A 14,309-nucleotide genomic window follows, 5' to 3' on the forward strand; every position below is an offset into this window, starting at 1 on the left:
TTTTAGGCGTCGGCTTATAGAGCGGCTGCCTTTTCTTCTCTTACAGTGCCTTCCAACCGTTCAAGGAGGCACGGCTTTTCCCTCAATGGATTTGCCACAAAGAGGACACCAACGTGCCACCTATTCTTGCCCAAAGCGGTTCGGTCATCTCCGCGCCAGCCACTCCGGCGCCCGACCTGGCGCCCATATCCCAACCTTCAATTTCCCTTGTTCCCTCCAACCCCTCCGTACCTGTCCCCGAACGCCCCGGTACGCCGGCAATTGCGGCGCCCACCTGGACGCTGCCCCTGTCGCCCAGTGCAACCGGCACCGCCGGCGACTCCACCTTGGCTGAGCGTCTGATACAGGCCCTCGAGAGCGGCCGGAATAGCGTGGCAATCCCCAAGGACAGCAGTCTCGGTGCGGCCTTGGCCCTCTACCGCCAGTTGCTTGATCAACCGTCTTCTCAGTCCTGGCTTTCGCGCACAGGCTTGGCAACGGATACCCTCACACTGCGCAAGGATCGCGTAGAGGGGTTCACCACAGTGGGTGGCGTACGCACACCCGTAGCGTTCAGCAGTACTGACAACAGTGGCTGGGGGGAGGCGAGCCGGCATCTACGGGCGATGCGCAATGTGCTTGACCCCGACGACAAGGGCTTGCCGTATGTCAGTACCGATGAACCCCGTATACCTTTTCACGTCGTGCTGAATGCCTACGGCCTCGATCCTGGCGAATCCACTGAACACAAGCGGGCGCTCAAAGACCAGGTGGCGGCCAAAGGCTTGACGGCGCCCCCTCGGTTTTTGGCCGCGCTCGACGACGTTCGCGGCGTCATCGGTGACCTGGATGAACGCGCCTTCCTGGCGAACTTGCTTGAAGAGCAGGTGCAGCAACTGGCGGATAGCCACGCGACCGACTGGTCAACACTGAAGATCCAGCTATCGCCGGCCTCTGCCAAGGGCATTGGGCCCCACTCCAGCTACGATGTTGCCCAATTGCTTGAGCATAAGGGGTTGGGCGTACCCCGTACGGCTGCGGCGACCCGCAACGTCATTCGGTGGTTGCGCACCGTCCTGCCACCGGCCCCGCCCTTGGGTGATTATTCTGGGTTGATCCCGCAACAACCGGGCGATCCGGACTACAAACCGCTGGCTACGCTCGCGATGTACACTCCGGCAACACTGAGTGTCGATCCCGACGCTCACCTTGCACGGTTGAGCCAGGGTCCGGATGCTGTAGCGTTTGGCAACATCCTTGCTGCGGTGCTGCAAGGGCCTGCCGGTTCGATAGGCGGTTACGCGCTTTATAGCCCCAGCAATGCGGGATGCACCCTGGGTAAAGTCCGCCGGTCTGTGGAACAGTATTTTTGTGACACCCTGGCAATGGACCCCTGCCTCGCGTTCCTGGTGGCCCATGTCGCGCTGGCGCGCAAAGCCCCCGAGTTTCTGGTCCGGGACTTACCCGAGGGCATCAAGATCGGCACACCGGCCTGCACGGAATTGCAGCTTGGCTGCGCGATGGCTGAACGCATGTTGCCAGGCACCTCTCGGATGATGGATGAGGAGCAGGTCTGCGCACTGACGGGCCTGGAGCCTACGTCCGAGGGTCAACGCACGCTCATGCAGGAGCAAGCCCTTGGCATATTGCTCGACTGGGGAGTGCTCAATGGTGTCATACCTGGCAAGCCTCAAGGCCAGCATACTCAGGAGGATCTCAAGAAAGCGTCGAGTGTGTTTGCGCGGCAACGGACACTGTCGGCTCGTTCGTTCAACCGTTTGAGCACCGTCTTGCCGTCGCGCCGGCAGATAGCCACCCAAGAGTTGCTCAAGGCCATGCCTCAGACCAGCCGCAGCCAATTGGAGGCGATGACGGTTAATCTCCTCGACTCCGACGAGCGCCGCAACCTGAGCCGCACAGAACCGCGTACGCGCTCGCTGATCGAGACGTACATGAGCGGCGATCTGACCAAGGACAGATGGGGCTTGACCACCGATATGCCCAACCCTGGCAAACGTCCTAACACCCCCTATAGGAATGTTGATGAGTCCTCTACGAATTCGGCCACGGCTCGACAAAAGCTCAACGAAATCATCAAGCGGCTCCCCGCCTTGGACCCCTTACTGGAAAGCGCCGTCACCCGTCACCACAACGATCAAAAGATGGGCTTTGTCACCAAGCTCAAACTGATGTTCGCTGGGTTGCCGTTGGCCGATCGCCAGCGCATCGAACTGGGCAGTGTAGAGCTGTTCACGTTGAGCAAGTCCACCGGAAAACAGCAGGTGTGGGAGTCGGATCTGGACCGAGAGGCGGTCACCGCGCGGCAAGGAATATTGATGCGTGTCGTTCACGACAATACTGTCACCTATTACGAAGTCCTATACAGCGCAAATATCATCAAGCACGACAGCCTTGAGGTAACCCAAGCACTGGATAAGGTGGCCTCAGACAGGCGCTACCTGGCTCAGTACAAATTGCTTGCAGACAAATACATCCGTCGCGGTCACGACGTCTGCCTGGATTTCAATGCGTATGCCAGCGGTGCACCAGTACGCGAAGGCGTCAGTTCTTCCGATGTGATTCTCGATAAAGTCGGTGTCACCAGGGGGCCGCGCCCACTCCCCGAAAACGTGACCAAGGAATCGTTTGTTCCTGATACCTATCAGTCAGACCGTATCGAGGACATTGCCGTTGAAATCACCGAACGCAATTTCTACGAAAGTGCCAAGGACATGCTGGCACGGGCAAAGGGCCAGTTAGCCGTGGAAAAAAGCCGCGAGGCCCATGCGCGGGATGTCAACCTGCTGCTATCGCTGGTTCCCTTCGTCGGTGCCTATCAGGACTTTCGCGATGGTAATTTTGGCAAAGGCCTGCAAAGCCTGGCATTGGACGGTGCAGGTTTGATGATTGGTGCGGGAGGCCAGGCCCGGTCGCTGATCCGTTCGCTCAAGACCCTGGCAAAAAACACCAGCCGGCCGTCCATAGGCCGATTCAGCGCTCGCGTCGCGCCGAGCACCCCAAGGGTTGCCTGGTCCTGGAATGAACCGAAGCTGCGCTTCAGCGACGCCGCGTTTGATTTTTCCAAGCAGACAGCACTGTTCTTGAACGCGGTGTTCAACCCGGTGGATGGTTATCCGCGCCTGATCAGTGCCGCATCCAAAGGCCTGTCCAAGCTGTCTAGCCTGGGCGCTGTCAGTACGGGCTTGAGCAAGGCACTGCCTCACCTGGTGACGGTAGACGAAAAAATGCGCTGTTATTTTCTGGTCGGTACGGGCCTGGTTGACCCCACCAAACCGCCCGGATCGCAAGCTGCTTGAGCATAGCGACCGCTCCGCCGTTGACGGCTGAGCGGTCGCCGGGCCGCTGGATCAGTTCAAACCCAACTTGCCCCGCAAAGTGGACAGGTCTTCCGCCAAGGTATTGACCGGCCCCACCAGGGCCTTGCGGTCGTTTTCCTTGACCTTGTCATAGGTTTCGAAACCGCCATCCTTGGTCTTGTACTTGGCGAGGATCTTGTCCACGGTGGCGAAATTCTTGTCGACCTTGGCCAGGAAGGCCTTGTCTTGCTTCTCGATCTGCCCACGGAACAGGTCGACGATTTTCTTCGCACCGTCGATGTTGCCCTGGAAGTCATACAGGTCGGTGTGGCTGTAGCGGTCTTCTTCGCCGGAGATCTTGGTGGCGGCGACTTCTTCCAGCAGCGCTGCGGCACCGCCTACGACTTTCTCGGGCGGGAAGGTCAGGCCGTCGACGCGGGTCTTGAGGTCGTTGACGTCGGTGTTGAGCTTGGCGGTCAGCGTTTCGAGGCCCTTGGTGGTGTTCTGCGAGAACAGCGCGTATTCGATACGGTGGAAGCCAGTGAAGTCTTCGGCGGTCACGCCTTTTTCGTGGTCGTCGACGCGGGAGTCGATGGACGCATCGAGGTCGCTGAACAGCTCGGCGATGGGCTCGATGGACTCATAGTGCACGCGGGTCGGCGCATAGAGTTTCTTGGCGGTGGCCAGGTCGCCCTTGTTGATGGCGTCGGTGAACGCCTGGGTCTGGGTGACCAGCTCACCGATTTCCTCGGTGACGTAGATCTTGTAGTCCGACACCGGCCCTACCAGGTCCAGCGGCGCGGTGGCGGCGAAGGCTGCCAGCGGCGAAAGGGTCAGCAACAACGACAACGCAATAGTCGACTTCTTCATGGGACGGTATCCGCTCTGAGTGTGTTTTTAGGTATTGGCAGTGGTTTGAGGGTGCGTTGCAGCGAGCAGCGTGCGCCCGATGAAATCCTGGGCCCCGGTGACGCCTGGCAAGGTGAAGAAATACCCGCCGCCGACCGGCTTGAGGTATTCCTCCAGGGGCTCGCCGTTGAGCCGGGTTTGCACGCTGATAAAGCCTTTCTCCAGGTCAGCCTGGTAGCAGATGAACAACAGCCCCATATCCAGCTGACCGTTCTTGTTGACGCCGTTGGAGTAGTTGAACGGCCGACGCAGGATCAGGTTGGCCTGGGTCTGCGGGGTGCGCGGGTTGGCCAGGCGGATGTGGGCATCGAGCTTGGTCAGTTTGCCTTCCGGGTCCTTGCTGTAGTCGGGCACTTGGGTTTCGTTGTGGCCATCCATGGGCGCACCGGTGGGCTTGACCCGGCCGATGATGCTTTCCTGCTCCTGCAACGGGGTGCGGTCCCAGCGCTCGACGAAGTTACGGATGATGCGCACGGCCTGATAGCTGCCGTTGGCGGCCCAGGCCGGTTCGTCGCTGCCGGGCTGCACCCACACAATCTGATTCATGGCCTTGGCGTCGTTGGAGTTCGGGTTGGCCGAACCGTCACGGAAGCCGAGGAAGTTACGCGCGCTCTGGGCCGGCTCGCCGGGCTTGGCAGGCGCTTGGGGCGGCACGCTGCCTTCCTGCTTCCAGCGCACCAGCAGCAGGTCGGGCAGGTTTTTCACGATGTCGCGCAAGGCGTGAATGTTGGTGTCTGGCGTGTTCGAGCAAAATTGCAGACTCAGGTCACCGTGGCACTGCGCCGGTTCCAGCGCATCGTTGGGGAAGCCGACCATGCGAGTCAGGCGCTTGGGCTTGGCTTTGGCGAGTCCGAAGCGCTCATCGAACAATGAGGCGCCGACCGACACGGTGATAGTCAGGTTATCCGGCGTGACCACCGGGCCGAGGATGCCGGAGTCGGTGGGCGGCAGCTTCGGATCGACTTGCGGCACGGTGCCGCCGGTCATCAGGAAGGCGATGCGTTCGTTCAAGGTGCGGAACAGGCGTTCCAGGTCGTCACGGTCGCTGGCCAGCACATCGAATGCCACAATCATGCCGCAGGCCGGGCGTGGGGTGACGATACCGCTCTGGTGTTTGCCGAAGAAATCGTGGTGGTCCTGGGTCTTGTCACTGCGCGGCGCGGTGGTGACTTGCTCGGCTGCAGCGGCCATGGCCGGGCAGGTCAGGGCGCTGCCGGCAATCGCGGCACCGGTGGCGGCCATGCCCAGCAGGACACGGCGACGTTGAAGGTTGGTGTGTTCTGAATCACTCATGTGTGCGGTCGTCTTCACTGCAGGCCGGAAAGGCCAAGGGCGGGGTCGATTCCATCGAGTGCAACGGCCAGAGCCTTGGCCTTGTCGGCGATCTGCTTGCGCTGATCGGCGGTTACGGTGTCGTAGGTGGCGTAGCCCTTGTCGACCTTGAAGCCTTGCAGTTCGGTATCAAAGGCGGCGAGGGCGCTGTCGATTTCAGGCAACAGGTCGGCGGCGGATTTGGTCAGCAGCGGGCGCATCAGCTCGACCACCTTGTGGGCGGCCTCCAGGTTGGCGGCGAAACCATTCAGGTCGACGTGGCTGTAGCGTTCTTCTTCACCGCTGATGGCGCGTACATCGGCCAGGCTGTTGAGGTTGCGCACCACGATGCTGACCAACTGCTCCGGCGGCAGGGACTGGGCGAGCAATTGTTGTTTGAGGGCGCTGACGTCGGTCAGCAGGCGCTGGGCAACCGGCGCCAGGCCGTCAAGGCTGCGTTGCTGGAACAGGCTGTATTCCAGGCGGTGAAAGCCGCTGAAGGCCGGGTCCTGTTCGCGTTTTTCAAAATAGTCGGCACGGGCGTTGATCGCGTTGTCCAGTTGCGCGAGGCGTTGCGATGCCGGGGCCAGGCGTTGGTAAGCCTCCCGGGCCGGTACATAGAGCGCTTGGGCCTGGGCCAGGTCGCCGCGGTCGATGGCCTGTTGCAACGCGCTGACCGCCTTGACCAGTGCGCTGCCTTGGCCGCTCAGGTACACGCGGAATTCCGACAATGGGCCAATGAACGCCACCATCGACGGTTTGGCCTTGGCCTGGGCGTCGGACTCGGCAGTCGGTGTTACGTGCAAGGTGCCACGCGGGTTGCTCAGCAGGCCACAGGTGATCGCGTAGTCACCGGGCAACAGGTTGGCGTTGATCACCTGGCTAAGCCCGGGGGCGATGTTTTCCCGTTCTTCGACCACCAGCACGCCGTCGAGGATCTCCCATTCCACCGCACGATCGGAGCGGTTGATGATGCGCAAGCTGGCGCGGCCGGCGGGGACCGTCAATTCATTCGGTTCGCAGGCGTGACCATGAATGGTCACGGCGATTTCATTGTGGTTGGCCTGGCGCTTGCTGGCGGCCAGCTGCGAGGCGTAATAGAACAGGCCACCGGCGGCGATCATCACGACCACCGAGCCGGCCACAGCCCAGCGCAGGGCGCGAGGTGGCGAAGCCGGTTGAGGAGTTGGGTTGGACAAGAGACGGTCCTTACTGGCTGGAAGCGGAAGAGGGTGTGATGGCCTGCTTGGGTGGCGCGGCGGGCAGGAAGAACATCACCAGCGCCACCACCAGGTAAATCAGGTAGGCGCCGAGGGTGCTGACGGTGGGCGCTTCCTGATAGCCGAACATGCCGGCGAGAACCGAGCCAAGCGGGCTGTCCATGGGCAGGGCGGCGCTGAAGTCGAAGAGCACGCTTTGCAGGTGATTCCACACGCCCGCTTCGTGCAGGGCCTGTACCGAATTGGCGAGGATGCCGGCGGCCACCACCAGGATGAACAAGCCGGTCCAGCGGAAAAACGCACCGAGGTTCAGGCGCATGCTGCCGGTGTAGATCAGGAAACCGACGATGATCGCCAGGATCAGGCCGAGCAGGGCGCCAATCGGTGCGCCGGGGCCTTCGCTCTGCTGGAACACCGCCAGCAGGAAAAACACGGTTTCCAGGCCTTCACGAGCCACGGCGAAAAACACCATGAGGATCAGCGCAGTGACTTGGTGTTTGGACCCGGCCAACGCGTGATCGAGGGATTCGTGCAGGGAGTGCTTGATGGAACGCGCCACTTTACGCATCCAGAACACCATGGAACTGAGGATACCCACGGCGACCAGACCGACGATGCCTTCGAACAGTTCCTGCTGCTTTTGCGGGAACTCGGCGCTGACCAGTTCCAGGCCGCCGCCGACCAGCAGGGCCAGCGCGGCGGCGAGAAACACGCCGATCCACACCGCAGGCATCCACTGGCCACGACCGGTTTGTTGCAGGTAACTGGCGATAATGCCGACGATCAATGCGGCTTCAATGCCTTCGCGTAGCATGATGAGGAAAGGAACGAGCATTCGGCACCGCGTCACAACTAGATAGGAGGCTAAGTTGTAACATAATGATACTCATTACTAAACAGGCAATCTTGACAATAGCTGAACCGTGGCTGAACGGTGGTGGCGAAACCCATCCCACCTTATGATGCGTGCCATTATTTGCGCCGCAGGATGCCCGTTTCCCCATGTCGGAAAAAGACACCATCTCCCTCCACCTCGTGCGCGAAGCCTTGCTGCAAAGCTGCGCGCCCGGCGGGGCCAGTGCCGAAGTGCTGCATAAAGCCGGGATTGACCCGGCACTGCTGGCCGAGCCCAACGCGCGGGTCTCGGCCACCACCTACGCACGCCTGTGGCGCCTGCTGGCGCGACGCTTGGATGATGAGTTCTTTGGCATGGACCCGCGCAAGCTCAAGTCCGGCAGCCTGGCGTTTCTCTGCCGCGCCGCGATGGCGCAACCCACCCTGGGCACCGGGCTGGAAACCGGCTTGGGGTTTCTGTCGCTGATGCTGGAGCGCCTGCCCGCCGAGTTGGTGCGTCAACAAAGCCTGGCGGAGATCGTATTGCTGGAGCCCGAGTCCGAACCCAATCGGGCCTTCACTTACTTTACCTATTGGATGATCGTGCACGGTGTGGCCTGTTGGCTGGCCGGGCGGCGGATCCCAATCCTGGCGATTGAGCTGCGCTGCTCAAAACCGGATTTCTGTGATGACTACCAGGTGATGTTCTCCGACAACCTGCGTTTCAACCGACCCCGCACCCGCATGATCTTCTCTGCCGACTGCCTGGACCTGCCGATCAAACGCAGCACGGAGGAGCTCAAGCGCTTCCTGGCCCACGCGCCGGCCAACATCCTGGTCAAATACCGTGACCCCGCCAGCCTCGCCACCCGCATCAAGCACGACCTGCGCCAGATGCCTCCTGACACCTGGCCGGAAACTGACGGCCTCGCCGCCAGCCTGTGTATTTCCGCCTCGACCCTGCGCCGGCGGCTGGCGGAAGAAGGGCAGACCTATCAGGGGCTCAAGGACAGCGTGCGCAAGGAACTGGCGATTGTGTGGTTGGCGGAGCCGCAGATCAGTTTTGCCGAAATTGCCGAGCGACTGGGCTTTGCCGATGCAAGTTCGTTTTATAAGGCGTTTCGTAAATGGGTGGGGTCGAACCCGGGGCATTATCGAAGTTTGATTTTGAATGAAACAAACAAGCGGTAACGGCGTGGATGTGCGGGATTAGGAAATAACTTACCCGCTTCTTCTTTCGGATGACAGAACGGTCCTTCGCTATTTTAGGAAGTGCTCGGCTTGCCGCTGTTTATTCTTCGTGCATAGTTATCCTCACGGTACCTGAATACTTCTATTGGAAGATTCGATTAATGTGCTGCGCTTACCCGCGACGGCGGGTGTGCGCTGCTGAATCGAGGGCAGCCTATGAGTAAATAAAAACAGAACAGGTAGATGAGTACCCAAAATTTTAATGCCTGAGGTGAAAATCATGAAAAGTAGTTTAGCGTTGGTTTTTGCGGGGTTGATGTTGATGTCGGCGCAGGCGTCGGCGTTGTGTACCTATATTACGGAGAGCTACGGCGGCACTATTCCGCCGAAAACAGCGATACCTGCCAAAGGGCCTTTTGAGATCACCTCCGTTAATGGCTGTTTGAACGCCAGTATTGATGCCATCGTAACAGCCACCGGTGCAGGGAACACCCCAGAGATCTATATCGAAGGCGAGGTGGGAGGCGGATCATGGCGACGGTTGACGTTCAGCATCGGCAGCAACGCTTCTTGGGTTGGTCCGTTCGGTAAGTACAGAGTGGTGGTGTATAACGACGATTCGGTACCAAAAGTCTACTCGGGAAGTGTCAGGTACGGTCGCTGAAACCGAACCTATGCAGTGTGCCGGAAGTTATCCGGCACACTGCATCCTGTGGGAAAATTCAGAAATCATGCACGCTCGTCAATTGATAAATCATCATTTGAAGAATTTGCGAAATAGGCCAATGCGGCGAGCGCGTGATTCGCTACCACCAGTCCTCTCATAAAATCTGAAGCACCCTCCTGATGTGCTACATATGGATTGCTTTTGAAAAAGTCTATATATCCCTCCAGCTGCTCGTTAAATAACGCGACGGCATTGAATTTGACATGGGTCTCTGCAGGCAGTCCGTTTGCATCAAACGCTCCGTTTCCTACGACGAACAGCCAATAAGCGCGGGAATCAATAATGCCTTTGTCGTAGAGTTCACCACCCACTTTTTTCAGGTCGTCACTGCTGATTGAAGTCATGTCGTAGCCCTTCAGAAAACTCTTCAATTCACTGATTTGCTCCTGCTGCCAAAACTTTAGTGTTTCCGCCGCTTCTGCTTCTTCAGTCTTAGTGAATGCGTTCACGACTTGTTCAGGATTTTTGATGGTGTAAGCAGGGGTTGCCATTGAGTTCTGCACTTGACCTGTCGCTGATAAGGTAACCATAAAAAGCCTCAAATAGTTGGGGTTATATCGGGTTGTCGACAAGTTGGTGAGTTTCTTAAGTGCTGAAAATGTTTCGTATTGGGTTGGCGTTATTGTCAGTGTTGAGCGGTTGTGTGGGGTTGTGCAGGCGAGCATGGTATTAGGAGTGTATGCATGTGGGACTACTTTCATGTCTGACAGAACTGTCTGACGTTGTTTTAGATAAGTCCTGAACCGCCTGACTTTTCTCAAGGGACTACAGAAAGGTCTTTCGCTATTTTAGGAAGTGCTCGGCTTGCCGCTGTTTATTCTTCATGCATAGTTATCCTCGCGGTACCTGAATACTTCTATTGGAAGATTCGATTAATGTGCTGCGCTTACCCGCGACGGCGGGTGTGCGCTGCTGAATCGAGGGCAGCCTATGAGTAAATAAAAACAGAACAGGTAGATGAGTACCCAAAATTTTAATGCCTGAGGTGAAAATCATGAAAAGTAGTTTAGCGTTGGTTTTTGCGGGGTTGATGTTGATGTCGGCGCAGGCGTCGGCGTTGTGTACCTATATTACTGACAGCTATGGCGGTATTATTCCGCCGGAAACGACCGTCACAGCAAAAGGGCCATTTGAAATCACCCCTTCGAACGGCTGCTTGAATGCCAACATTGAGGCGATGGTAACGCCCACAGGAACTGGCAAAACGCCCGAGATCTTTATTGAAGGCGATGTGGGTGGCGGATCATGGCAGCGGTTGACCTACAGTATCGGTAGTAACGCGTTTTGGGTGGGGCCGTTTGGCACCTATAGAGTGAGGGTGCGTAACGAAGGTTCAGAGCCGAAAGTCTATTCAGGCACTGTCAGATACGGTCGTTGAAACTGAGCAGGTGCAGTGTGCCAGGCAGCTATTCGGCACACTGTATCCTGTAGCGTTAATTCTGAAATTAGACGCGCTCGTCCACCGATAACTTATTATTTGAAGAGGTCGCAAAATAGGACAAAGCAGCGAGGGCATGATTAGCCGTTACCAGCCCTTTCATAAAATCCGAGGCCCCTTCCTGACGCGCCACGTAGGGATTGCTTTTGAACAAGTCTACATACCCCTCCAACGTTTCATTGAATAACGCAATCGCATTGAATTTAACGTGGGTGTCTGCCGGAAATCCGTATGCATCAACCGCTCGACTGCCGTCCATAAATAGCCAAAAAGCACGTGAATCAATGAGACCTTTACGATAAAGCTGGCTACCGATTTTCTTGAGGTCGTCACTGCTGATCGATGTCATGTCATAGTCCTTCAGGGCGTTCTTCAACTCGCTGATGTCCTCCTGTTGCACAAGTTTTAAAGTTTCTGTCGCCTCCGCTTCTTCGGTGATGGTGAATTGATTGACAACTTGCCCAGGGTTTTTGATGGGGTGGGCAGGGGTGGCCATTGAGTTCGGTACTTGGCTTGTCGTTGATAAAGTGACCATAAACAGTCCTCTGTTAATCGGGCCTACATTTGGTTGTCGACAAGTTGGTGAGTTTCTTAAGTGTAGAAATTGTTTCCTTGAGGTTGGCGTTATCGCCAGATTTAGGCGGTGGCGTGGGCTTCTGCCGGCAGGGCGTGATATTAGGAATGTTCGCGCATTGGACTACTTCGAGATCTGACAGAACAGTCTTTCATGTTTTTTGGAAGTGGCCGGCTTTCCTCTTGCGACCATTCAGGCATAGTTAATAGCACGCAGCCTACTGAAGGGTTCGATCCATGTGCAGCATGTCACCGTGACGACCGGTGTGTACTGCCAAATCGAGGGCGATATATGAAAAAACAAAAAGATAGCTGATGAGTGTTCGCAAAAACTTAATAGGATTAACACTTGAGGTGAAGATCATGAAAAGTCTTTTTGCATTACCTTGTTTAGTGCTGATGTTGATATCTGCTCAAGCGTCTGCATTGTGTTTGACTCTCACAGATAGCTAAAGCGGAATTATTGAGCCAAGGTCCGAAGCACCGGCGCTCGGCCCATTCACCATCAGCGGCGCCAATGGATGTTCCAACGCGAACATCGATGCCATGGTGTCTGCAGCAGATGGAGGGCGAGCGCCACAAATTTACATCCAGCATCAGGTAGGTGGTTCATGGAAAACCGTGGTGAGTAATCCGTTGTCTGCATATGCATCATGGCTTGGCCCATTGGGCACTTACAGGGTGATGCTAAACAACCCGGAAGCTGTCTCCAAGGCCTACTGGGGAACAGTCAGATTCGGTCGGTAATTCCTGAGGGAGAAGGGCGCTGACGATCACGTTGGCGCCCTGCTGGAGTTTGAAACAAGGCTGAATTCAAGCACGCTCATCGATAGACAGCTCGTTTCGGGACGAATTGGCGAAAAAGGCCAGCGCGTTGATCGCGTGATTCGCGGTAAACATCCCGCGAATGTACTCGGGGATGCCTTGTGAACGCTTCACGTCCGGCCTGCTTTCAACAAACGAAAGATAATCTTCCAGTTTTTCATTGAATAGAGCGATCGCGTTGTACTTTACGTCCGTTTCAGATTGCTTGCCGTTGGCATCGAACGCGCCAAGGCCGGAGATGAACATGTGAAACGCATCGGCATCTATGACGCCGCTGTCATAAAGTCGTCCACCAACTTCTTTTAGTTCATTGGTGGTAATAGACGTCATATCGTAATCTTTCAAAAACGCTTTCAGATCATCAATCGACTGTTGATTACCCAGTTTCAACGTGTCCGACGCTTTCGACGCGTCTGTTATCGTGAATTTATTCACCACCTGTTCCGGGTGCTTTATCTGAAACGGATTAGACGCCTTCGTGTGCCTCATTTGCTCCGCAGTCAACAAAACGGCCATAGTGAAATCCTCCATCAGCCGAAAGCTACACCTTTGTATCGACCTTCCTTGAACCCGCTTTAAAAAAACCGTGCCCGAATGGACCACGGGGCTAAAAACTGGCTGGATGCGACCCACCAAAGGAGCTCTTTACCTCACTTGGCGCTGCCAACCACCCCCGAGGGCCTTGTAGATCGCGACGATGCCGCGATACAAATCCACTTCGGCCTGGGCCTGGGAGTCTTCGGCGGCCAGTTTGCGTTCGGCGCTGAGGATGTCCGGGCTACGTTGCAGCAGTTGCCCCGGATCGCCAATCGGCAAGGCCTTGGCCTTGTCGGCGGATCTTTGGGGTCAGGTCAACGGTAAGCTTGTCGGGGCGCTGGCCGAGGAGGGTGGAGATGCGGTTACGCTCGCGCACTTGTTCGGCTTGCAGTGGGCACGCTGGCTTCAACCGCTGCGAGGCGTGCGTCGGCACGCTCCACGTCGAGTTGATCGCCCACACCGGTATCCCACAGGCTGACGGTGTAGTCGTGTTGGGCAGGATCGAAAATCAACTGTTGTATTAATTAGGTGGGTTTTGCAAAGGATGTTTGCTTGCCGGTGGTGACGTTTTTTTGGGGAGGGGTGGATAAAGTTTGCTGACGAATTCTTTATCTTTTTCTGATATCTGTTTGCTTGAAAATACTAATTTTCCATCGCTGTTGTATTCGGCGGTGTAATGCATTATCGAGTCTTTGTCATAGGGCGATATTATCAATGAATCATCGTCTGGAAGGACCGGAGAATGTGCGAAATAAGATTGTTCCAGCTTCCTGTTCGGGTGCTGGTGTTCATGCTGTAGGCCTAACACATGGCCCCACTCGTGCATTATTGTATCTTCTATAAACTCTTTGGATGCTTTTGTACCGATCGTGACGTGCGCTTTATCGTCAGGATGTTTTGTACTATTTGTGCCTACCCAGGCATATCCCTCATCGGTAGTCGGATCGACCTCGACTCTAACATCTGCCTTTTTGGGGGCGGTGACGAATTCGAATTTAAGGTTTACATAAGGCGCCCATTTGTTGATGTTTTCCTTGACCATTTTTTCTTCGTCCTTTGATAGGTTGGTGAAGCCTATCTTTATGGTAGATCCCTGCGGCCAAAGATAATTCGCTTCCGCGATGCCGCGTTTTTTTCTACTAAGGGATTTTGTACTTTCAAGGTGTTCGTTGTTTGCCGTGCCCGAATGAATTTGGAACGATGAGGCCGGCGTGAAGTAGGTCGTATTAATACTCAATGATACATCCTCGGTTAACGCTTTACTTTGGGGGCAGGTGTTGCGACGGTAGTGTGTAAGCACGTAGTGAGTGGACTAGACTTAGGAAATCGTTCCATCGACAATTAACTAAATCTTGGTGGTGTGTGGATAGGTACCATTGGTATGGTGGGAGATTTTCTTATGTTTCTGATTCCAGTGTCATTGGAGAACACTGACCTTGGCTCGTCAT

At 56.4% G+C, this 14,309-nt stretch carries 12 protein-coding genes and 1 pseudogene; 4 read left to right on the forward strand and 9 right to left on the reverse strand.

Features of this window, described 5'->3' with window-relative positions; all coding sequences use genetic code 11:
* Positions 1-326 precede the first annotated feature (326 nt).
* Positions 327-3,296, forward strand: coding sequence for a hypothetical protein (locus tag ACZ445_RS13870; RefSeq protein ID WP_464708465.1), 2,970 nt, complete (start codon positions 327-329; stop codon positions 3,294-3,296).
* Positions 3,297-3,347: 51 nt separating this feature from the next.
* On the opposite strand, the gene efeO (ACZ445_RS13875) is transcribed toward ACZ445_RS13870, so the two are convergent.
* The 4 genes from efeO (ACZ445_RS13875) to efeU are packed head-to-tail and all read right to left on the reverse strand — an operon-like array spanning position 3,348 to position 7,571.
* Positions 3,348-4,166 (reverse strand): iron uptake system protein EfeO, encoded by an 819-nt coding sequence (gene efeO, locus ACZ445_RS13875; protein ID WP_058426163.1) that lies wholly within the window; start codon positions 4,164-4,166, stop codon positions 3,348-3,350.
* A 27-nt stretch (positions 4,167-4,193) separates the two neighbouring features.
* Positions 4,194-5,498 (reverse strand): iron uptake transporter deferrochelatase/peroxidase subunit, encoded by a 1,305-nt coding sequence (gene efeB / locus ACZ445_RS13880; protein WP_464708466.1) that lies wholly within the window; start codon positions 5,496-5,498, stop codon positions 4,194-4,196.
* Positions 5,499-5,512: 14 nt separating this feature from the next.
* On the reverse strand, positions 5,513-6,715 hold the full coding sequence (gene efeO / locus ACZ445_RS13885; RefSeq protein ID WP_464708468.1) for an iron uptake system protein EfeO: 1,203 nt from the start codon (positions 6,713-6,715) through the stop codon (positions 5,513-5,515).
* A 10-nt stretch (positions 6,716-6,725) separates the two neighbouring features.
* Complete coding sequence (gene efeU / locus ACZ445_RS13890) at positions 6,726-7,571, reverse strand: iron uptake transporter permease EfeU (protein WP_464708469.1); 846 nt, start codon at positions 7,569-7,571, stop codon at positions 6,726-6,728.
* Positions 7,572-7,738: 167 nt separating this feature from the next.
* Here efeU and ACZ445_RS13895 point away from each other — a divergent pair, with 167 nt between their 5' ends.
* Both ACZ445_RS13895 and ACZ445_RS13900 read left to right on the forward strand, forming a co-directional pair.
* Positions 7,739-8,761 carry an AraC family transcriptional regulator gene (locus ACZ445_RS13895; protein WP_179028484.1) on the forward strand — a complete coding sequence of 341 codons (1,023 nt, stop codon included), beginning with the start codon at positions 7,739-7,741 and terminating at the stop codon, positions 8,759-8,761.
* Positions 8,762-9,041: 280 nt separating this feature from the next.
* Positions 9,042-9,425, forward strand: coding sequence for a hypothetical protein (locus tag ACZ445_RS13900; RefSeq protein WP_179040564.1), 384 nt, complete (start codon positions 9,042-9,044; stop codon positions 9,423-9,425).
* A gap of 65 nt (positions 9,426-9,490) precedes the next feature.
* Here the strand turns inward: ACZ445_RS13900 and ACZ445_RS13905 are convergent, their stop codons facing one another.
* Positions 9,491-10,189 (reverse strand): hypothetical protein, encoded by a 699-nt coding sequence (locus ACZ445_RS13905; protein ID WP_259641593.1) that lies wholly within the window; start codon positions 10,187-10,189, stop codon positions 9,491-9,493.
* 293 nt (positions 10,190-10,482) lie between these two features.
* Between ACZ445_RS13905 and ACZ445_RS13910 the strand changes: the two genes are divergently transcribed.
* A complete protein-coding gene (locus ACZ445_RS13910; protein ID WP_179028483.1) occupies positions 10,483-10,866 on the forward strand; it encodes a hypothetical protein in 384 nt (127 codons plus the stop codon).
* Positions 10,867-10,933: 67 nt separating this feature from the next.
* On the opposite strand, the gene ACZ445_RS13915 is transcribed toward ACZ445_RS13910, so the two are convergent.
* The 4 genes and pseudogenes from ACZ445_RS13915 to ACZ445_RS13930 all read right to left on the reverse strand — a co-directional run bounded on the left by ACZ445_RS13915 (position 10,934) and on the right by ACZ445_RS13930 (position 14,098).
* A complete protein-coding gene (locus tag ACZ445_RS13915; RefSeq protein ID WP_058426078.1) occupies positions 10,934-11,461 on the reverse strand; it encodes a hypothetical protein in 528 nt (175 codons plus the stop codon).
* Positions 11,462-12,312: 851 nt separating this feature from the next.
* Positions 12,313-12,840, reverse strand: a complete 528-nt coding sequence (locus tag ACZ445_RS13920; RefSeq protein ID WP_464708470.1) for a hypothetical protein — start codon at positions 12,838-12,840, stop codon at positions 12,313-12,315.
* Between the two features lie 189 nt (positions 12,841-13,029).
* Positions 13,030-13,343, reverse strand: a pseudogene (locus tag ACZ445_RS13925) (TolC family protein); the annotation flags it as partial.
* Between the two features lie 38 nt (positions 13,344-13,381).
* A complete protein-coding gene (locus tag ACZ445_RS13930; RefSeq protein ID WP_179040565.1) occupies positions 13,382-14,098 on the reverse strand; it encodes a M12 family metallopeptidase in 717 nt (238 codons plus the stop codon).
* Positions 14,099-14,309: the final 211 nt, after the last annotated feature.

The organism is Pseudomonas allii, assembly GCF_055380095.1.